Here is a 20959-nt window from a genome sequence, read left to right as displayed (position 1 = left end):
TTGCCGGGATATTTACCGGCAAATAACTTATACTTAATATAAGTTTGATACCTTCGGGCCTACTATGAAGAAGCGGGTTAAAAAACACCTTCCTAATGTCATAACATGTTTCAACCTGTTTAGCGGTTGTGTGGGTATTGTATTTGCTTTTCAAGGCGATTTAATAACCGCGGCCTACGCGCTTTTTCTAGCAGCCATATTTGATTTTTTTGATGGCTTTGCCGCCAGGGTACTAAAGTCTTTTTCGGGCATAGGTAAAGATCTTGATTCGCTTGCGGATGTGTTAAGCTTTGGGTTTTTACCATCGGCCATTATGTATGAGTTGTTTTTAAAATCACAACAGATAGAAAACATTGGTACCTATTTATCTTTTATAGCTTTTGCCATAGCAGTTTTCTCTGCATTGCGTTTGGCCAAGTTTAATACAGATACCCGCCAGGCCGACATATTTATTGGCTTGCCAACACCGGCAAATGGTATATTAATAGCCTCGTTGCCGTTTATAATCGAAAAATATCCGCAGTTAAATCAATACATATTAAACCAATACACGCTGTCTGCGCTGGTTGTTATAATGTGTGCTTTGCTGGTAGCCGAGCTGCCGCTGATGTCATTAAAATTTAAAAACCGTGACCCCCGGAATCTTTATCGCTATTTATTACTGTTATTCGCGGCTATATTGATTCTATTTTTTAAATTTGCCGCTGTACCGATAGTTATATTTATATATATATCGCTGTCAATTGTCCAGTTTAAAATAGCTAATAATAATATAGTAAGCGGCCCTAAAAAAACTAGTTAGCCGTTTATATTAAAAACAAAACTACTCCATGAAAACGTTTCAAGCCGAAATAGATGTAATGCCAAAAAAAGAAATACTTGACCCCCAAGGTAAAGCCGTAACCGGCAGTATGAAAAATTTGGGTCTTGCCGAAATTCATAATATCCGCATAGGCAAACACATCTCCCTGCAAATTGAAGCGGATAGCGCAGAAATAGCACACGAAAAAGTTGAACTGGCTTGTAAAAATTTATTGGCTAATTTAATTATGGAGAGCTATACCTTTAAAATAGAGCAGGTTTAGAGCTTAGCTGCTGTTTCTTCTTTTATTTGTAATAAGGCAACTGTGTTGGTGGCAATTAACGCTTGTACCTGATCAAGTTTTGCAATTAGGTCCAGTACATCAGGCGAACCTGTTTTACAGCTTAATTCAATTTGCTGCACTAGCGCCTGGCTGTTTAACATCCCAAAAAACCCCAAAGTAGCTTTCATTTTATGTGCTGCCGCTGCTACAGTGGCCCAGTCCATTTCGTCCAAGGCGTTGCTTATATCCTGTAAAGAGGGTGGGGTTTGCTGCAAAAACATATCAATTGATTCCACAATAAACTCATCACTGCCATCAGCAATTTCTTGTAGTAGGGTAAGGTCAAGGTCTACATTAGTTAAATCAATTGGCATATGAGATAGTTAACATCCAAATTTATAACTTTTTTACAATTAAGCTATCTTTCAAATCATTTTTCAATTGCAGGCTATTTTTGTTTAAAATGGGGTGAACAAAATCAGATGCAATCTCTGCAAGCGGCTCTAAAGTAAAGCGGCGGTTATGCAATTCGGGGTGTGGTACATGCAATCCGGGCTCATTAATAATAGCAGTATTATAATATAAAATATCAATATCAATAATACGCGATCCCCATTTTTCTTCCCGTTTCCTGCCCATAGCTTCCTCTATAGACAATATTTTTTTCAATATTGTTTGCGCCGTTAGTTCGGTTTCCAGCTCAATAACCATATTTAAATAATCAGGTTGACCCGTTTTTCCCCATGATTCTGTTTCATAAACCGATGATATTTTAGTGGTCGGCGCAATATCATAGGCAATGTGCATAATAGCCTGCTGCAAATATTGTTTCCTGTCGCCCAGGTTACTGCCTAATAGTAAAAAAACGTTATTCATTGTTGTAACAAATATTATAGATACGGCTCTTAATATTATACCACATGGTTTTATTAAGTTTGCATAGATATAAATATTTATAATAGTAAATGAAGCAATTTTTCAAATTTGTGTTGGCAACCTTTGTCGGCATTATTTTATCCACCATAGTTTTAGTATTAGTTATTGCCGGCATTATAGCCGCGGCTGGTAGTGATAGTAATGTACAGGTTGATGCAAACTCAGTTTTACATATCAATATTAAATATCCAATACCAGAGCGTACAGCCAATAATCCTTTAGCTAATTTAAGCTTTTTAGGGTTGGATGGCGATAAATCAATAGGGTTAAAAGACATATTGGCCAATATAAAAAAGGCCAAAACTGACGATAATATTAAAGGCATATTTTTAGACGAAAGTTATATGTTATCTGGCCAGGGCACTACCGAAGAGATCCGTAATGCTTTGATCGACTTTAAAAAGTCAGGTAAATTTATTGTAGCCTATGCTGAAGTTTATACCAAAGGTTTCTATTACCTGGCATCGGTTGCCGATAAGGTATACATTAATCCCAAAGGTATTTTTGAATTTGATGGTTTTAGTTCACAAATAACGTTTTTAAAAGGTGCTTTGGATAAATTGGGCATTGAGGCGCAGGTTATTAAAGTAGGTACGTTTAAAAGCGCGGTCGAGCCGTTGGTGCTTACCAAGATGAGCGATGCTAACCGTTTGCAGGTAACCTCATACCTGGGCTCGTTATACGATCATTTTTTAACCGGCATTGGTAAAAGCCGTGGTATAAACAAAGATTCGTTATTTAACTACGCCAACCAAATGCGTATTAAGCAGCCGGAAGACGCTTTAAAATATAAACTGGTAGATGGCTTGAAATATAAAGATGAGCTGATAGCCGAGCTTAAAAGCAGGTTAAACGTAAAGGCTAAGGATGATATAAAGAGCGTTGAATTAAGCGAATACACCAAAAGCGGAGCTGATGATACCAAAGAAGTTTCGACCAACCGTATAGCGGTGGTTTATGCCAGCGGTGATATTGCCAGCGGCGATGGCGATGATAACAGCATTGGATCAGAAACTACATCAAAAGCGTTGCGAAAAGTAAGGCTGGATAATAAAATAAAAGCTGTTGTATTACGTGTAAACTCGCCGGGGGGCAGTTCATTAGCCAGTGATGTAATATGGCGTGAAGTAATGCTGACCAAAAAAGTGAAACCTATTATTGTTTCCATGGGCGATGTCGCGGCATCCGGCGGTTATTATATATCATGCGCTGCCGATTCTATTTTTGCCGAGCCTAATACCATAACCGGGTCGATAGGCATATTTGCTATTTTGCCAAACATGCAAAAGCTGTTTAACGATAAACTGGGCGTAACCTTTGATGGTGTTAAAACAGGCCAGTTTGCCGATCTGGGTAATACCAGCCGCCCGTTAACACCTGCAGAAAAAGCTATACTACAAAACCAAATCAATCGTGGTTATGATGATTTTACCAAAGCAGTAGCTACAGGACGCCATAAAACACAGGCCTACATTAACAGCATTGGTCAGGGCCGTGTTTGGACGGGCGCTCAAGCCCTAAAAATTGGCCTGGTTGACCGTTTAGGCAATATTAATGATGCCGTAAAATCGGCAGCTAAAAAAGCTAATTTAAAAGACTACAGGCTGGTTGCTTATCCCGAGCAAAAAAGCGTATTAGATAAGTTGGGCCAAAGTTTTAGTGTCCAAATGAAAACCCACATACTCAAATCAGAACTGGGCGAAAATTATGGTGTTTACGAGCAAATAAAAAACGTAACCTCCATGATGCGTACGCCATTGACAAGGATGGAGTATGATGTGGTGGTGAAGTAGTTAATAGTTCATTGAGGATAGTTCATAGCAAAATATCTATGAACCATTAACTATTATCTATGAACTAAAGCATAGCTTTCGTATTTTTACTGCTTAATCTAATTATGGAAAACAAACCCATAGCCCGTAAACTTCGTTTGCTATCGCAACTCATGGAACTGCATGAGGTTAATCCCTTTAAAATAAAATCAATAGCTAACGCGGCTTTTAATGTAGATAAGTTGCCTTACCCTGTTGCCACTAAAACCTTCGAAGAGTTAGAGAAAATTAGCGGCATAGGTAAAAGCGTTGCCGCCAAAATTATTGAGCTAGTACAAACCGGCACTATGCTTGAACTGGAAGAGCTTTTAGCAGCAACGCCTGCCGGTGTAGTAGAAATGATGGGCATTAAAGGTATCGGTGCCAAAAAAGTAGCCACCATTTGGCACGAAATGGGCATCGAAACCGTAGGCGAGCTTTTTTATGCCTGTAACGAGAACCGCCTGATAGAAGCCAAAGGTTTCGGCTTAAAAACCCAAGAAGACATTCGCAAAGCTATTGAGTTTAAAATGGCCAGCACGGGTAAATTCTTATACGCCCAGGTCGAAGCTGAAGGTGACAGGCTGATGGATAAGTTGAAAGAGACATTCATTAATGCTTTAATGGAGTTTGCAGGGGAGTATCGGCGCCTATGTGAAATTATTAATGAGCTGGTAGTAATTGTAGGGAGTCGTGATTGTGAAATTGCTTTTCAGAGTATTTTACAATCAAAAATATTAAATAATATCACTGCAAATAAGGGGAACATAACAGGTACAACAGATAATGGTTTGCATGTTGTTATTTACGTGGTAGAGAAAAGATTTTTCTTTAGGACGCTGTTTATTAAAACCGGTAATGATGAGCATGTGCAAGCTGTTTTGGAGCGTGGTGGTGATGATGCAGACCAGCCGGAAAGCGAAGAACTGATATACCAAAAAGCCGGGCTTGAATTTATAAAGCCCGAACTGCGCGAAGGTGATACTTTTATTGAGCGCGCCGCAAAACATCAATTACCGCATCTTATATCTTATAACGATCTTAAAGGTACCCTGCATAACCACAGCACCTGGAGCGATGGTGTAAATACCGTTGAAGAAATGGCCATCTATTGCCGTGACGAACTTAAATTGGAGTACCTGGGCATGTGCGATCATAGCAAGAGCGCATTCTATGCAAAAGGGTTAAGTATTGAAAGAGTTTTACAACAGCAGGAAGAGATAGATCACCTCAATAAAAAGCTGAATGGTTTCCATATTTTTAAAGGTATCGAGTCGGATATTTTGAATGATGGATCGCTGGATTATCCGGACGAGATATTAAAGAAGTTTGATTTTGTGGTAGCATCCGTACATACCAACCTAAAAATGAGCGAGGATAAAGCTACAGAGCGGTTGATTAAAGCTATAGAAAACCCATACACCACTATATTGGGCCACCCAACCGGGCGTTTATTGTTAAGCCGTAACGGTTATACTTTTGATTATAAAAAAGTAATTGATGCCTGCGCTGCCAATAATGTGATTATAGAGATCAATGCTAACCCATTGCGCCTTGACCTGGATTGGCGCTGGCACCAATACGCTTTAGAAAAAGGTGTTTGGCTATCTATCAATCCCGATGCGCACCGTAATGAAGGTTTTTTAGACATGCATTACGGCGTAATTGTTGCCCGCAAGGGCGGACTATACAAGGAAAGATGTTTGAATGCGTTATCATTGCATGAAATAACAGAAGTTTTTAAAGCAAAGAAAAAATAACAATGGTTATTGAAGAACTTAAAGAACATCAAAATACGATACAAAAGGTAATTGATACGCTTGTACCCGATATTGAGAAGGCTTGCGAAATAATTACTGCCACTATAAAAAGCGGCAATAAGGTTTTAATTGCAGGTAACGGCGGCAGTGCTGCGGATGCCCAGCATATAGCTGCCGAACTAAGCGGTCGTTTTGTAAAAGAGCGCAAAGCTTTGCCGGGTATAGCCTTAACTGTTGATACATCAGCACTTACAGCTATAGCTAATGATTATGGATATGAGCATGTGTTTTCGCGCCAGTTGGAAGCGTTGGCGCGGCCTGGCGATTTGTTTATCGGGATATCGACCAGTGGCAATAGCGAGGTTGTTTTAAAGGCGTTTCGATCAGCAAAGGAAATTAATTGTAAAACGTTGGGCTTATCAGGCCGTGATGGAGGTAAAATGAATGATTTATGCGATCTGAACATTGTAGTACAGGGTAATGTTACCGCGCGTATACAAGAAATGCACATACTGATAGGCCATATATTGTGCAAGGCTGTTGACGATCTGTTTTAACAATATGTCAATGAGGATAGATTTAGAAAGAGCACTATTAGATAAGATTTGCGATTTGCCGACTCTAAAAAGTAAAGTTGATTTTTGGCAGAAAGAAGGCGACAAAGTAGTATTTACCAATGGCGTGTTTGATCTGTTGCATATTGGCCATATCACTTACATGGCAAAGGCAGCTAATTTGGGCGATAGGCTAATCATAGGCCTAAATGCAGATAGTTCGGTAAGGCGAATAAAAGGGCCAACCCGACCCGTAAACGATCAAAGTAACCGTGCTGCCTTATTAGCCGCCTTATTTTTTGTTGATGGAATTGTGGTTTTTGAAGAGGATACGCCACTTAACATCATCACAGCCTTACTACCTGATATTTTGGTAAAAGGAGCAGATTACGCTATCGAGAATATTGTAGGCGGTAAAGAAGTGATAGCCAATGGCGGCGAGGTAAAAACAATTGATCTGGTTGAAGGATATTCTTCAACATCTATTATACAAAGAATACAAAACCAGGGTACATAAGACAGACAAATGAAAATACTGGTTATTCGTTTTAGCTCCATGGGCGATATCATATACACTACCCCGGTTGTGCGATGCCTGAAAAAACAAATACCCGGTGCCGAAATTCATTTTATTACCAAACCAGCATTTAAATACATCTACGATAACAATCCCTATGTTGATAAGCTGCTTTTACTAAAGCCCGAACTATCAGCAACCATAAAAGATATAAAAGCAGAACAGTACGATTATATCATCGATCTGCATAATAACCTGCGTACCGCGTTAATCAAACTGCGTACAGGCATCAAATCGTCAACCTATAAAAAGCAGGCTATACGCAAATGGCTAAGTTTAAAGTTTAATTTAAAACTGGTACCGCCTGTTCATTTGGTTGATAGGTACATGGAATCAGTGCAGTTTTTAGGCGTTAAAAATGATAATCAGCCCATTGATTATTATATCAAAGCAGATCATCAGCTTGATAAATTATTACCGTTATCGCATCAGCAAAATTACGTGGCTTTTATTATCGGCGCTACACATTTTACCAAGCGTATGCCTAATGAAAAAATAATTAACTTATGCAGCGAAATTAATGCGCCGGTTGTATTATTGGGCGGTAATGACGTAAAAACTAACGGCGATGTTATTGCACACGCCTTAGGCGATAAAATTTATAATGCCTGCGGAATAACATCGTTAGATGAATCGGTTTACCTGGTATCAAAAGCAAGCAAAGTAATAGGGTTTGATACCGGCTTAACCCATATAGCCGAAGCGTTCGACAGGCCGATAGTTTCCGTTTGGGGAGGCACAGCGCCCGAATTATTAGGTGTGCAGCCATATAAAGTAAAAAGCGTATTAGTAGCAGAAATTGAGTTGCCATGCAGGCCATGCTCGAAATTTGGGTTGGCGGCCTGCCCGTTGGGGCATTTTAAATGTATGAATGATATACCCGAAACTGAGATAATAGAATTTGTAAATAGATAATTATGAAGAAAGCAATAATTATTATTGTGCTTATTAGTATTACCTGCTTATGTGCTAATGCGCAAAAAATAACCTTGGGTGCCAAAATTTCGGGTGGCTTTGGGTATCAATACATTGATAATAAGCAGATATTGTCTGCCAGTTCTGTTAAAACCTTCAATTTCAAAGGAATTGCTCAAATGCCTGTAAAAAACAATTATTGGCTGGAGGCAGGGCTTGGTATATCAGGTAAAGGATCGGTAATATTTGATGAAGCCTTAACAACAACCACGCAATTAACTTATGCCGAACTGCCGGTAAATGTGCTGCGTAAATTTACATTTACAGATCTGGGTGTTTTTTACGTTGGGGCAGGAGGGTATGTAGCCATGGGCCTGGGCGGAAAGCTTAGTTATGAAACCCCCGGCAGCAGTACATCTGATAAAATAGAATTTGGGAAAGACGCTGATGCTACCAGGTTTGATACCGGGTTAAATTTTTCAACTGGTTTTGAATTTCGCAATAAAGTAACTTTTAACATGGCTTTTTCGTTAGGTTTAAACAATATTGCGTCAACAACACAACAAGATACAGGTACTGCTGTTGTAAAGAACAGGGAGTTTTCTATTGGTTTAGGCTACTTGTTTAAATAAATAATATAATAATGAAAAAGCTATTATTGGTAAGGCACGCTAAGGCCACTCACGAAACAGGCTTGGCTGATTTTGAAAGGCCACTAAAACCTTCGGGTTTACAGGATACGGCAATAATGGCCGGTCGTTTAAAAGAACACTCGCTCGTTCCGCAACTATTGATAGCCAGCCCGGCATTGCGAACAATAAGCACCGCTAATGTACTTTCGCAGCACCTGGGCATAGCAACAGCCGAAGAGATCCTGGGTATTTATGAGGCTGATCAAAATCAATTAGTTGATATTATTAGCCAGTTAAATGATGCTGATGATTTTGTTGGATTGGTTGGCCATAACCCTGGCGTAGGGCAGGTACTTTATTATTTAACCGGTAAGCTACATGATGTGCCACCCGGCTCAGTAGCATTGATAGAATTTAATATTGATACCTGGGCTGCCGTAGGCAATAAAAGCGGTAAGCTGGTGTATTATGATACACCGAGTGATTAGCGGAATATTTATTTGTTTTTCATCAATAACTCTGCAATAGCAATATCCTCTGCAAAAGTTATTTTAATGTTTTGATAGCTGCCTTCTATTAAGTTTATTTTAATACCTGTTGCTTCAACCACGCTGGCATCGTCTGTAAAGTGCGGACTGTAAGGTTGCAAATAAGCTTTTTTTAGTTGTGCCGATTGAAAGGTTTGCGGCGTTTGTATCAGATAGATCTCATCGCGTGTTAAAGCCAGAGAGTTGCCGTCTTTTAACTGCCTTATTGAATCGCGGCTTTTAATGGCCGCTACGGCATTGCCGTTTGTGGTGGCATGTTGGTATGATTGATCAATTATATCGCGACTGGTTAAGGGCCTTACAGCGTCATGCACCGCAATTAGGCTATCCTCGTTGTCTGGTATCAGCCCCAGACCATTTTTAACAGAATTAAAACGTGTTTCGCCGCCGCTCACTAATTGATGCGGGATGTTAAAATTATGGACAGTACATAATTGCATCCAGTGATCATGATAATCGGCAGGAAGTACTAAAATAAGTTGTGGTTTTGAGTCGCTGTTATGAAAAGCCAACAGGGTGTGCATTAAAACAGGCAACCCTCTAATTGAAAGAAACTGTTTAGGCACAACAGACTGCATCCGGCTGCCCGAACCACCTGCAACTATTATGGCGTAATTTTGATTTCGAATTTCAGATTTCGGATTTCGGATTTTAATCATGCTTCGAATTTACAAAATGATATTAAAAAAGCGCTTAGGGATTAGCTAAGCGCTTTTTATATTAAATCCGAAATCGAAAATTCGAAATCCGAAATTAGATGATCAGCATGGCATCGCCATAGCTGTAGAAACGGTATTTTTCTTTTATTGCCACTTCGTAAGCATTCATTACGTGGTCATAACCGCCAAATGCCGATACCATCATCAACAAGGTTGATTCCGGAGTATGGAAATTGGTGATCATTGAGTTTGCAATGCTAAACTCGTAAGGGGGGAATATAAATTTGCTGGTCCAGTCGTTAACCGGTTTTAAAGTTTTGCTGGCAGATACTGCGGATTCAATTGCGCGCATACTGGTAGTACCAACCGCACAAACGCGTTTTTTATGTTCGATAGCGCGGTTCACAATATCAGCTTGCCCTTGCTCAATGATGATCTGTTCTGAGTCCATCTTATGTTTGGTCAGATCTTCAACCTCAACCTGGCGAAAAGTACCTAAGCCAACATGCAAAGTAACTTCGGCAAATTCAACACCTTTAAGTTCAAGGCGTTTCATTAGCTCACGGCTAAAGTGTAAGCCGGCGGTAGGGGCTGCAACAGCACCTTCGTGTTTAGCAAAAATGGTTTGGTAACGCTCTTTATCTTCGGCAGTAGCTTTACGTTTAATGTATTTAGGCAGCGGTGTTTCGCCCAATATCTCTACGTTACGGCGAAACTCTTCTTCAGTACCATCAAATAAGAAACGGATGGTACGGCCACGAGATGTTGTATTATCAACAACCTCGGCAATTAACAAATCGTCATCACCAAAATATAATTTGTTGCCTACACGTATTTTACGGGCCGGGTCAACCAAAACGTCCCATAAGCGAAGCTCTTTGTTTAGCTCTCTTAACAAAAACACTTCAATAGTTGCTCCTGTTTTTTCTTTATTGCCGTACATACGGGCCGGGAATACTTTGGTGTTATTAAGGATCATAACATCCTGGTCATCAAAATAGTCCAGAACGTCTTTAAAAACTTTATGCTCAATTTTGCCTGAATCTTTGTGTAATACCATTAAACGAGATTCGTCACGGGTAGCTGCGGGTGTGTGTGCGATTAATGATTCGGGTAAATTGAATTTAAATTGAGATAATTTCATGCTTATATATATGAATTTTCAGGGCGCAAATGTACAAATAATTATTGTTGATTACACCGATTATATTATGGATTACACTGATTAGATGGTTTAATGCACTAATTATACATTGATTTAAGTTAACTGTTTTTATTTTAAGCTTATTAACTAATTAATGTAACTTAATGCCCATGTAATCATCTAACTTATAACAACACTTTTTTAATTGAGTTTGCCATCTGTGAAATCAATCAAAATCAGTGCAATCACAATATATGATATTTTTAAAACTTTTCAGGGAAAGCTTCTTATTTGCCTTTGATTCATTAAGGCAAAATAAGCTGCGTACGTTACTATCGCTATTAGGGGTTACCATAGGCATTTTTACCATTATTGCTGTTTTTTCGGCAGTTGATACCTTGCGTGACAACTTACAAAAGAGCGTAAATAAACTGGGCAGTAATAGCGTATATGTTGAAAAGTGGCCATGGACATCGGACGGCGAATATCCCTGGTGGAAATTTATGCAGCGCCCGGTAGCTAAACTAAGGGATTTTAATGAGTTGCAACGGCGCAGTCAAACCGCCGAAGCTATATCTTACGAAATTGGTATTGATAACCGCACCATAAAATTTGGCAGCAATACGGTTGATGGTGCGCAGGTTGATGCCTGTACCCAGGATCATAACAAAACCTGGAATTTTGATTTTCAGGATGGCCGGTATTTTACCGAAATGGAATCGCAAACAGGCGCGCCGGTTACTATAATTGGTAATGATATTGCCGAAAATTTATTCCCGGGAGGTACAGCCGTAGGCAAGAAAATAAAAGTAATGGGCAGATATGTTACCATTATTGGTGTGTTTGCCAAAGAAGGTAAAGACATGCTTGGCATATCTGCAGATAAAGAAGTATTGTTGCCGTTAAATTTTGCCCATAATATAGTTGATGTGCAAAATGAAAGATATCGTCCATCCATAGTAGTTAGGGGTAAGGCCGGGATACCTATAGTTGACGTTAAAGGAGAGATAAAAGGACTTATGCGTTCCATACGCAGTTTAAGGCCGAACGAGGATGATAATTTCGCGCTTAATGAAAGCACCATGCTGTCTGATCAACTGGATATTGTATTTAAGATAATAAACGTTGCCGGTTTAATAATAGGCATGTTCTCTATATTAGTAGGGGGATTTGGTATAGCCAATATTATGTTTGTTTCTGTTAAAGAACGCACCAATATCATCGGTATTCAAAAATCATTAGGAGCTAAAAATTACTTTATACTGCTGCAATTTTTAATAGAATCTATCATTCTTTGTTTAATGGGTGGGTTGATAGGTTTATTAATGGTTTATGGTGGCACGTTTGTAGTAAAATGGGCAGCAGACGTTACAATAGTGCTTTACATGAAAAATATTATAATTGGTATAGGTACATCTGTAGGTATTGGTATTATATCAGGTATTGTACCGGCCTGGTTCGCGTCCAAACTTGATCCTGTCGAGGCGATAAGGTCTAATTAATGAGTGAATGAGTGAGTTGTGAATGAGTGAATGGTCTTAATGATACACTCAATTTAATAACTTTAAACTGCCCGTTAAATCACCTCCTTATAATACTTCGATACTTTATCAAACAGTATAGCAGGAACAAAAGGTTTTGTTAAATAATCACTCATGCCGGCAGCTAAAGCTTTGTCATAAGTTTCGGGCATCGCATCGGCAGTAAGGGCTATAATTGGTGTTTTGGGATGAAGTTTTTTTATTATCTCTGTCGCTTCAAAGCCATCCATTACCGGCATTTGCAGGTCCATAATAATTAAGTCGTAAACTTTATTTTGTACCATATCAACAGCAATTTGCCCATTTAAAGCTTCCTCGACATTTGCTTGCCATTTCTTTAAAAACCTTGATGCAATAAGCAGGTTCATTTTGTTGTCATCAACAATCAGCACGTTCATGCCCTGCAGGTTAAGCATTGGCCCACTGATTAAATTAGTCTCTGGCTTTTTGTCATCCTCGGGCAAATTAAAGGCTATGGTGAATGAAAATTCAGCACCTTTACCGGGTTGGCTCGTTACAGAGATATCGCTTTGATGCAGGTTTACCAGCCGTTTGGTTATGGCAAGCCCCAGTCCGGTACCTCCATTATTATTGCTGTTAATAATTTGCTCTTGTGTAAACGGGTCAAAAATAACATCCAAATTTTCAGGAGCGATACCTACACCCGTATCAGCAATAGTAAATCTAATTGTAACTTGCTTATTGTTAATTCGTTCTGTTTTTAACTCAATGCTAATTCTACCCTTCATTGTAAATTTAACCGCATTGCTTATCAAGTTGTTTAATATCTGGCTCAGACGCATCTGGTCACCTATTAAAAATTCAGGGATCCCTTTGTCAATAGTTAGATCAAGGTCCAGCTTCTTTTCAGTAGTTTTCGCGATAAAGGTTTGTTTTATTTTTTGAGCAAGAGTGTGGATGTTGAATTTTAGCTCATTCAACTCTAATTTACCGGCTTCAATTTTATTATAATCTAAAATGTCATTAATAATGGCCAGTAAGTTTTCCCCAGAGAATTTTAGAATATTTAAATACTCCATTTGCCCGGGGTGCGGGTCATCAATCAATAATAGATTAGTAATACCAATAACCGCGTTCATGGGGGTCCTGATCTCATGGCTCATTATCGATAAGAAGTCAGACTTAAATCGCGAGGCTTTTTCGGCAACCTCCTTTGCCGAAATTAATTCTAATGTCGCTTTTTGTTGGTCGGTAATATCCTCACCAATGCCGGTGGCTTCTTTTAGCAAGCCATTTTCGTCATAGCTTACTGTATTTTGCCAGCTTATTATGCGTTGTTCGCCATTGCGGCATATAATAGGGTTTGTATATTGTAACGGCACGGCATTGTGCGAAAGCATATCGCCAATACTCTTTTTTAACTCATCTGGTATAAAGCTATCAATCCAATGCATACCCAATACTTCTTTTTGGCTGTAACCTAATAAGTTAGCCAGGTATGGGTTGCAAAAAGTTATATAACCGTTATTATTTAATGAAATTGCCGCCAGCTTAATGGTTTCAAGTATCAGTTTATACTTATTTTCGCTTCTTTTATAATCTAATTCTACTTGTTTTCTTTCGGTAACATCTTGTAAGGTGCCTATTATTTTACGTATGCTGCCATTATCGTATTTTAATATTTTGCCAACTATCACACTTAGATATTTTATGGTATTGCCCGGCGTAACTATACGGAAAACGCAAGTGTAATTAGCAATACTGGTGGCACTTTTAAATAAATGTTGTAGAGCAAACTTATCGTTTTTATGTACGCTGGTTAAAAGCAAACGCATTAAACCTACCTGGGTAAATATGTTCGGATCAACCTCGAAAATATGACTTATTTCGTCAGAGCAAGCTACTTTATTCGAGCCTTTGTCCCAACTCCAGTTACCAATTTTAGCTATGGTTTGGGCCTCAATTAATTCTGCACGGCCTTTTTTTACAGCTTTTTCTGATAGCTTAATATCAGTAATATCTTGTATAATACCAGATATCCTTTTTAGGTTACCGTCATCGTAAAATACTTTATCGCCTATAATAATTCTAATGTATTTTAAATTTCCGTCGGGAGTGATCAAGCGGTGTTCATGCTCTTTTTGTGGGGATGTAGCCACACTCATTAAAAACAGGCTACAGCTTTCCCGGTCATCTGGGTGAACAAGGCTTATATAGTATTCAAACTTTTCTGCATTTTCAGGTATGCTTTCTGTTCCTAAAATAGAAAATAAATTTGTTGATAAATAAGTTTCGCGGTTGGAGCTATCAAACAGCCAATTACCAATTTTAGCTACTGTTTGTGCCTCCAGTAGTAAAAGTTCATTTTCTTTTAATGCATCGGCATATTTTTTTTGCTCAGATATATCACTAACAGAGGCCGATATACGCCTTGTGTATTTACCATCCCTGTCAAAAATCGGTGTTATGGTTGCAACAAACCACTTGCCGGTACCATAAGTAGAAACATACTCAAGCGAAGTAGATTTTTTATGCTCAATTACATAATCCATCGCGTCATCAAACATCCGGGCTTTTTCTCCAATAAGCTCAGCCAGTTTTTTGCCTACGGTATTGCGGGGATCAACCACGCGTTCTATCCGTTCATTAAACCAAACGTTAAGGCATATCTTATCTTCATTAAATTCAAAAATAACATCATTTAATGAGTTGATCAGCGCATTAAGTTGTTGTGGCACGTTGGGAAGTTGGGTGGTGTAATCTTCAACAGCTTTACGGATGCTGCGCTTATAAAAAAACGCCATTATTGAAACCGCGATGGCTAATACAATTAAAGGCAGGCCCACACTGTAGTAAATAGGGATTAATAATAGAGGCGCGCCAGTTATTGACATTAATAATTGTGTTTTAATAAGATTCTAGCTACGAATATACCAATTGGAGTGATTTGATTTAAATTAAGTTTTATAAGACAACTTTTTTACAATTGATACACCAATGTTAAGGGTAAATTATACGCAGATTTATATATATTTGTTGCTTATACAAAATTCTTTCTATGTCAGGCTCAGCACAACTAAAAATAGGCGATAAAACATATGATCTTCCAATAATAGAGGGTACGGAAGGGGAGAAAGCTATTGATATTTCTAAATTAAGAGATCAAAGCGGGTATGTAACCCTTGATGTTGGTTATAAAAACACCGGAGCAACACAAAGTAGTATTACTTTTTTAGATGGTGAGCTGGGTATTCTAAAATATCGTGGTTACCCTATTGAGCAACTTGCCGAAAAATCGAGTTTTATTGAAGTTGCTTATTTGCTGATCTACGGCGAATTGCCAACAACCCAACAAATAAAAGATTTCCAGTACGAAATTAGTCGTCACACGCTGGTGCATGAGGATATGAAGAAATTTTTTGACGGCTTCCCATCAAAATCACATCCAATGGGCCAATTGTCGTCACTGGTATGTTCATTATCTGCATTTTACCCGGAATCATTAAAACCAAATCAAACTAAAGAAGAGCTTAACCAAAGCATTATTAAAATGCTTAGTAAAATGGCTACCATAGTTTCATGGATATACAAAAAATCATTAGGCCACCCGGTTATGTATCCGTTAAATAAATACGATTATGTAACCAATTTCCTTAACATGACTTTTGGCCAGCTAACCGAAGAAGTTGAAATTGACCCGGTTGTTGTTAGCGCCATGAATACCTTATTAATACTGCATGCAGACCATGAGCAAAACTGCTCTACCTCAACGGTGCGTATTGTAGGTTCGTCCGAGTCTAATATTTATGCTTCTGTGTCAGCAGGTGTGTCTGCTTTATGGGGGCCGCTTCATGGCGGCGCTAACCAGGCGGTTATAGAGATGCTGGAGAAAATTAAAGAGGATGGCGGCGATACTGACAAATGGATAAACAAAGCCAAAGATAAAAACGATCCTTTCCGTCTGATGGGCTTTGGCCACCGTGTTTATAAAAACTTCGACCCGCGTGCCAAAATCATTAAAAAGGCCTGCGATGATATATTAGAGAAACTAGGTATTGACGATGAGGTATTAGAAATTGCCAAACGCCTGGAAGAAGTAGCTTTAAAAGACCCATACTTTGTTGAGCGTAAATTATATCCAAACGTTGATTTTTACTCAGGCATTATCTACCGTGCGTTAGGTTTCCCTACCGATATGTTTACCGTACTGTTTGCACTGGGCCGTTTACCGGGCTGGATAGCGCAATGGAAAGAAATGAAAGAGCATAAGGAACCAATAGGCCGTCCGCGCCAAATTTATAATGGCGAAGTGGACAGGGAATATGTAAAGATTGAGAAAAGAGACTAGGATTCTTAGGATTTAAAGATATAAAGGAAAAGCCTGCTAATTAGTGGGCTTTTTTGTTTTAAAAGTACGGGTCTTATTTAATTGTCAATTGTTGCCGCTCTTAAAAGTTGTAAATAAATCTGCTATTCTACTCGTTCCGCTCACAAAAATAGAACACCTTTATTATATTTTTAGTAAATAATTTATCTCCAAATAGTTGATATTCAGTTGTTAATTAATTTTTAGTTAAAATAATAATAATAACTAAGGCAACTTGCACGTTTTTTGTTACGTATTGATTGTAACAAAGTAATTACATTTAACAAAACCACTACAATTATGAGAATTAGATTAAATCACTTAATTATTGGCCTGTATGTATTGGGTATAGTATCTATACTAAGCGCCTGCAAAAAAAATGATAATGCATCACTATCAACTTCAACGAATACGCAAATGGCGTTTGCGTTAAGTGCAAATGGCTCGGTTAGTCCTGTCTCTGTTTCTGGTAATCCTGACGGGCTTACTACTAATGGTCTTGCTACCAATGCCTCGGGAAACGCAAGTATTACCTGGACATCGGGCATAGCCAACGTAAGCGGCTTTAAACTGGAAGCAAAAAAGAAAGGCCTGGACATTGAAATAACTTCAAGAAATCTTACCAGTATTAATCTGTTTGCTGCAACACCGGCTACCATAAGTGCCGCAATTGATACCGGCATTTATCGCGAGATTGAGTTGCGTGTGTTATTTACCAAAAGCGCTACCGCTACTTTACCACTTACCTTAAAAGGTAATTATACATCAACAACCGGTACGGTAACACCAATTGAGTTTGATTTTAATGATGATGCTACCATTAAAATAGCGGCCGAAAATATAACTGTTGATGGCTCGACAGATATAGCGGCCATTGCTAAATTAGATGTGAGCAAACTAGTTACCGGTTTTGCAGCGTCTGCATTAGACAATGCTACCCGTACAAATGGTACTATTGTAATAAGCAGTACCGCGAATACCAATATTTATAATTTCATTAAAGCTAATATTAATGGCTGCGGCCGTTGGGGCGGCTTTGAGCATCATGACAAAAGAGAAAGAAAATAGTGAATTGTAATAGAAAGATTAAACAAACAACGCCCGGTTATCGAAAGATGCCGGGCGTTGTGTTTTCTTCTAAATTAGAATTTTAAAATCCCAATTTCGAACTCAGATTAATCTCCATTCTCACTGCTAAACAAATACGTTTCTGTATTTCCAACAGGTAGTGTAACACTTTCGCCGCGGTTTTGCTGCCACCAAAAACGCATACGCACTTTTTCGTGATTACCAATTTCGTTCATACTGTCCGAGTCATACAAGCGTCCATTAATCATTACATATTTAATATTATTACTATTGCGAATATCGTCTAATGGGTTTTGATTAAGTACGATCAAGTCGGCCAATTTGCCTTTTTCCAGGGATCCTATTTCTTTATCCATACCTAGGTAGGATGCACCGTTAATAGTAGCACAACGTATTACCTGTAAAGGTGTCATGCCGCCTTGAGCCAGCATCCACATTTCCCAATGTGCGCCAAGGCCCTGTAATTGTCCGTGTGCGCCCAGGTTTATTTTCGTACCGCCATCAGATATCGCCTTAACATATTTTGATATTTCAATATGGCCATATTCGCCATATTCAGATGTAGTTACACGGCGCGATCGGGCATCAATAATTGATCTCGGGGTGAAATTTAGTAAATGCTCGTCCTTCCACACCTCAGTGCGAGCATACCAAAAGTTCTCGCCAAACTGGGTGCCGTAACTAACTATAAGGGTAGGGGTGTAGGCGGTTTTGCTATCGTTCCACAAAGCCCTAACATCTTTATAGACAGGCCATACAGGTATAGCATGTTCAATGCCGGTTTGCCCGTCAAGGATCATGTTCATGTTAGTGAAGAAAGTAGAACCACCTTCTGGTACTACTTCCATTTGCAACTGGCGTGCGGCTTCTATAATTTGCTGGCGCTGCTCGCGGCGTGGCTGGTTATAGCTTTTAACTGAAAATGCACCTACAGCTTTTAAACGGCGTAAATGCGAAAGGGCATCATCCAAACTATTTATTACTACTTTAAAATCGCCATCGGCACCATATAATACGGAGCCGGTTGAATAAACCCGCGGCCCAACCATACGGCCCGCCTTTAACATTTCAGACTGGCTAAATACCATTTCGGTATTGCTTGATGGATCATGCGAGGTAGTTACACCATAAGAAAGATTGGCAAAATAGCTCCAATCCTGCTGCGGCGAAATACCATCAGGGCTGGGGTGTAAATGCGCGTGTACATCTACTATACCAGGCATAATAGTTTTACCGGCAACGTCATAGACCTTAGCGTCATCAGGTACCTGTACATCGGCAGATTTGCCAATGTCCACTATGCGGTTATGGTCAATAACTATTGTACCTTTCTCAATAACCTCATCATCTTTCATGGTGATGATACGTACATTGGTGAAAGCAATTTTACCATCAGGCACATCAGTTTTTAATTTTAGGCCAATATCTACTCCCACTGTATCAACAGGTGGAGTTTTATCCGCGCCGCCATCTATAAAAGGGAAAGCGTTATGTATATCCCGTGTAAAATACTTTGGTCCTAAGGTCCACATTAGTTTTTTGCTATCCTTGCTCCAATGTATATAAGTACCGGCATCACGGGTTAGCTTACTTAGCGGCAGTGATTTATTACTTGCCGATAGGTCCAACGGGCTCCCGGTACTAACCATGGGAGTAATGTAACAGTTAAATAATTCGGTAAAAGCCATCCATTTACCATCAGGGCTTGGCTCAAATTGCGTAGCGTAGGTTGATGTATATAATGTTTTTTGATTAGCGCCACTTACGTCCATCACTTTATAGGCTTTTTTGCCGCCTTCGTTGCTTTGATAATATATCTTACTATCATCACTTGAAAAGCGCGGCATAATACCATTATTAATGATCATTTGCGGCGTTGCACCCGGTGTTAAGGGGATAGTATAAATGCCCGGGTTGGTGCCATAAGCAAATCCAAGTACTTCATTACCTTCACCTTTGCGATAAATTATTTTATCACCCCGGTTTGAGAATTTTGGAGTGTAGTAAAATCCTTTTTCGCTGGTTAACCTGGTTACAATATGGGTGGTCAGGTCAACAGTATTAATAGCTCCTTTTAAAGCATCACTCCAGCCAACATATACTAAGGTTTTACCATCCGGGCTAAATTGCGGGTCGTATTCAAAATCGCCTATAGTATCAATCCGCATAGGCTCGCCTGCCGGTAGGTCTTTTACATAAATAAAGCCGGCAGCGTTAAATGCTACGCGTTTGCCGTCAGGCGATGTAGTTAACTGTCTGATCATTTTAGCAGTAAACTCGTCTTGGAAAACTTTTTGCGGGAAATGCAACGCGTCAGTAATAGTTTGTTGCGAAGTAACCTCAAACGGTATTTGTATCGGGCTAAGGGTGTTTATATCCATGTTCAGGATTTTCCCTTTAGCATAAAATATAATGTTCTTGCTATCGGGTGTCCAGGCAAAGTTGGGGTATACGCCAAAAATTGCCCATGTTTCTTGTTGGTCGTGCGATAAATCGTCATACAGAGGCCATTCTTCGCCGGTGTCTAATTTATGCAGGTATAATACTGATTTTAACCTGACACGTTTTACAAAAGCCATTAATTTACCATCAGGCGATAGTTGTGGGCGACATGCGCCACCTGCATCGCCGGTAACAGTTTCAATACTGCCGGTTTCGCGGTTTAAGCGTCTTATAGCATAAATACCCGCGTTAGGGTCCTTACTGTATTGAAAAGATGGGCCGGGGGTCATATCCTCACTCCAGTAAACAAACTTACCATCAGACGATACGGCTGGTTCACCGGCATCCTGCTGGTCGTTTTTGCGTTTGGTTAGTTGTATACCATCGCCACCGGTTTTATGGTACATCCACATCTCGCCGGCACCTAATGAGCGTGAACCGGTAAAATGTTTACGTGCTACCAGATATTGCCCATCGGGTGTCCATGAAGCATTATTTAATAACCTAAAGCTTTCTTTAGTTATAGAGTGTTTATTGCTGCCATCGGCATTCATTATCCATATATTGTCGCCACCTTCTTTATCGCTGGTGTAAGATATGTATTTACCATCAGGGCTATAACGGGGTTGTACTTCGTAGGCTTTACCACCTGCTAATAAAACAGCCTTGCCACCGGTAGCAGGGATAGTATAAATATCGCCCAATAAATCAAATACAATAGTTTTACCATCGGGGCTTACATCAAGGTTCATCCAAGTACCTTCGGTGGTAGTAATGGTAACTTTTTTAGCCAGGCCGGGAGGCGCTTCAACGTTCCATTTTTGGGCTTGTACATTACAAGCTATAGCTAATAATATAAATGTTATCTTAAGGAGCTTCATTCAGTTAATATTTTATAAAACGCTAAGTTAAAACTATTGCGCATTATTAATAGTTTTG

General features: G+C 39.3%; 18 protein-coding genes. 12 read left to right on the top strand and 6 right to left on the bottom strand.

What is annotated here, in order from left to right:
• Positions 1-64: 64 nt before the first annotated feature.
• Both JWQ34_RS14450 and purS read left to right on the top strand, forming a co-directional pair.
• On the top strand, positions 65-802 hold the full coding sequence (locus tag JWQ34_RS14450) for a CDP-alcohol phosphatidyltransferase family protein (protein ID WP_299358237.1): 738 nt from the start codon (positions 65-67) through the stop codon (positions 800-802).
• Positions 803-830: 28 nt separating this feature from the next.
• Entirely contained in the window at positions 831-1085 is a 255-nt protein-coding gene (gene purS, locus JWQ34_RS14445) for a phosphoribosylformylglycinamidine synthase subunit PurS (RefSeq protein ID WP_299358235.1), read from the top strand.
• Here purS and JWQ34_RS14440 read toward each other — a convergent pair.
• Positions 1082-1459 (bottom strand): Hpt domain-containing protein, encoded by a 378-nt coding sequence (locus JWQ34_RS14440; RefSeq protein ID WP_299358233.1) that lies wholly within the window; start codon positions 1457-1459, stop codon positions 1082-1084. The two genes, purS and JWQ34_RS14440, sit on opposite strands and share 4 nt — an antisense overlap.
• A gap of 22 nt (positions 1460-1481) precedes the next feature.
• Positions 1482-1961, bottom strand: a complete 480-nt coding sequence (gene folK, locus JWQ34_RS14435; protein ID WP_299358231.1) for a 2-amino-4-hydroxy-6-hydroxymethyldihydropteridine diphosphokinase — start codon at positions 1959-1961, stop codon at positions 1482-1484.
• An 89-nt stretch (positions 1962-2050) separates the two neighbouring features.
• Here folK and sppA point away from each other — a divergent pair, with 89 nt between their 5' ends.
• The 7 genes from sppA to JWQ34_RS14400 all read left to right on the top strand — a co-directional run bounded on the left by sppA (position 2051) and on the right by JWQ34_RS14400 (position 8758).
• Positions 2051-3814, top strand: coding sequence for a signal peptide peptidase SppA (gene sppA / locus JWQ34_RS14430; RefSeq protein ID WP_299358229.1), 1764 nt, complete (start codon positions 2051-2053; stop codon positions 3812-3814).
• 104 nt (positions 3815-3918) lie between these two features.
• Positions 3919-5592 carry a DNA polymerase/3'-5' exonuclease PolX gene (locus tag JWQ34_RS14425; RefSeq protein WP_299358227.1) on the top strand — a complete coding sequence of 558 codons (1674 nt, stop codon included), beginning with the start codon at positions 3919-3921 and terminating at the stop codon, positions 5590-5592.
• Between the two features lie 2 nt (positions 5593-5594).
• Positions 5595-6149: a D-sedoheptulose 7-phosphate isomerase gene (locus tag JWQ34_RS14420; protein WP_299358225.1), complete on the top strand. Its 555-nt coding sequence runs from the start codon at positions 5595-5597 to the stop codon at positions 6147-6149.
• Positions 6150-6159: 10 nt separating this feature from the next.
• Complete coding sequence (rfaE2, locus tag JWQ34_RS14415; RefSeq protein ID WP_299358223.1) at positions 6160-6663, top strand: D-glycero-beta-D-manno-heptose 1-phosphate adenylyltransferase; 504 nt, start codon at positions 6160-6162, stop codon at positions 6661-6663.
• A gap of 9 nt (positions 6664-6672) precedes the next feature.
• Positions 6673-7638, top strand: a complete 966-nt coding sequence (locus JWQ34_RS14410) for a glycosyltransferase family 9 protein (RefSeq protein ID WP_299358221.1) — start codon at positions 6673-6675, stop codon at positions 7636-7638.
• Between the two features lie 2 nt (positions 7639-7640).
• Positions 7641-8270: a porin family protein gene (locus JWQ34_RS14405; protein WP_299358219.1), complete on the top strand. Its 630-nt coding sequence runs from the start codon at positions 7641-7643 to the stop codon at positions 8268-8270.
• Between the two features lie 11 nt (positions 8271-8281).
• Positions 8282-8758 carry a histidine phosphatase family protein gene (locus JWQ34_RS14400; protein WP_299358217.1) on the top strand — a complete coding sequence of 159 codons (477 nt, stop codon included), beginning with the start codon at positions 8282-8284 and terminating at the stop codon, positions 8756-8758.
• A gap of 8 nt (positions 8759-8766) precedes the next feature.
• Here the strand turns inward: JWQ34_RS14400 and JWQ34_RS14395 are convergent, their stop codons facing one another.
• Both JWQ34_RS14395 and queA read right to left on the bottom strand, forming a co-directional pair.
• Complete coding sequence (locus JWQ34_RS14395; protein ID WP_299358215.1) at positions 8767-9477, bottom strand: 2-C-methyl-D-erythritol 4-phosphate cytidylyltransferase; 711 nt, start codon at positions 9475-9477, stop codon at positions 8767-8769.
• Positions 9478-9571: 94 nt separating this feature from the next.
• A complete protein-coding gene (gene queA / locus JWQ34_RS14390) occupies positions 9572-10621 on the bottom strand; it encodes a tRNA preQ1(34) S-adenosylmethionine ribosyltransferase-isomerase QueA (RefSeq protein ID WP_299358213.1) in 1050 nt (349 codons plus the stop codon).
• A 254-nt stretch (positions 10622-10875) separates the two neighbouring features.
• Between queA and JWQ34_RS14385 the strand changes: the two genes are divergently transcribed.
• On the top strand, positions 10876-12123 hold the full coding sequence (locus tag JWQ34_RS14385; protein ID WP_299358211.1) for an ABC transporter permease: 1248 nt from the start codon (positions 10876-10878) through the stop codon (positions 12121-12123).
• A gap of 74 nt (positions 12124-12197) precedes the next feature.
• Here JWQ34_RS14385 and JWQ34_RS14380 read toward each other — a convergent pair whose 3' ends face one another.
• On the bottom strand, positions 12198-15017 hold the full coding sequence (locus JWQ34_RS14380; protein ID WP_299358209.1) for a PAS domain S-box protein: 2820 nt from the start codon (positions 15015-15017) through the stop codon (positions 12198-12200).
• Between the two features lie 164 nt (positions 15018-15181).
• Between JWQ34_RS14380 and JWQ34_RS14375 the strand changes: the two genes are divergently transcribed.
• Positions 15182-16471, top strand: coding sequence for a citrate synthase (locus tag JWQ34_RS14375; RefSeq protein ID WP_299358207.1), 1290 nt, complete (start codon positions 15182-15184; stop codon positions 16469-16471).
• A gap of 318 nt (positions 16472-16789) precedes the next feature.
• A complete protein-coding gene (locus tag JWQ34_RS14370; RefSeq protein WP_299358205.1) occupies positions 16790-17557 on the top strand; it encodes a hypothetical protein in 768 nt (255 codons plus the stop codon).
• A 107-nt stretch (positions 17558-17664) separates the two neighbouring features.
• On the opposite strand, the gene JWQ34_RS14365 is transcribed toward JWQ34_RS14370, so the two are convergent.
• Entirely contained in the window at positions 17665-20901 is a 3237-nt protein-coding gene (locus tag JWQ34_RS14365; RefSeq protein ID WP_299358203.1) for an amidohydrolase family protein, read from the bottom strand.
• Positions 20902-20959: the final 58 nt, after the last annotated feature.

Source organism: Mucilaginibacter sp. (genome assembly GCF_028288185.1).
Classification (GTDB): domain Bacteria; phylum Bacteroidota; class Bacteroidia; order Sphingobacteriales; family Sphingobacteriaceae; genus Mucilaginibacter.
Note: the sequence above shows the minus strand (reverse complement) of the source record. Positions and strands in the feature narration are given on the sequence as shown.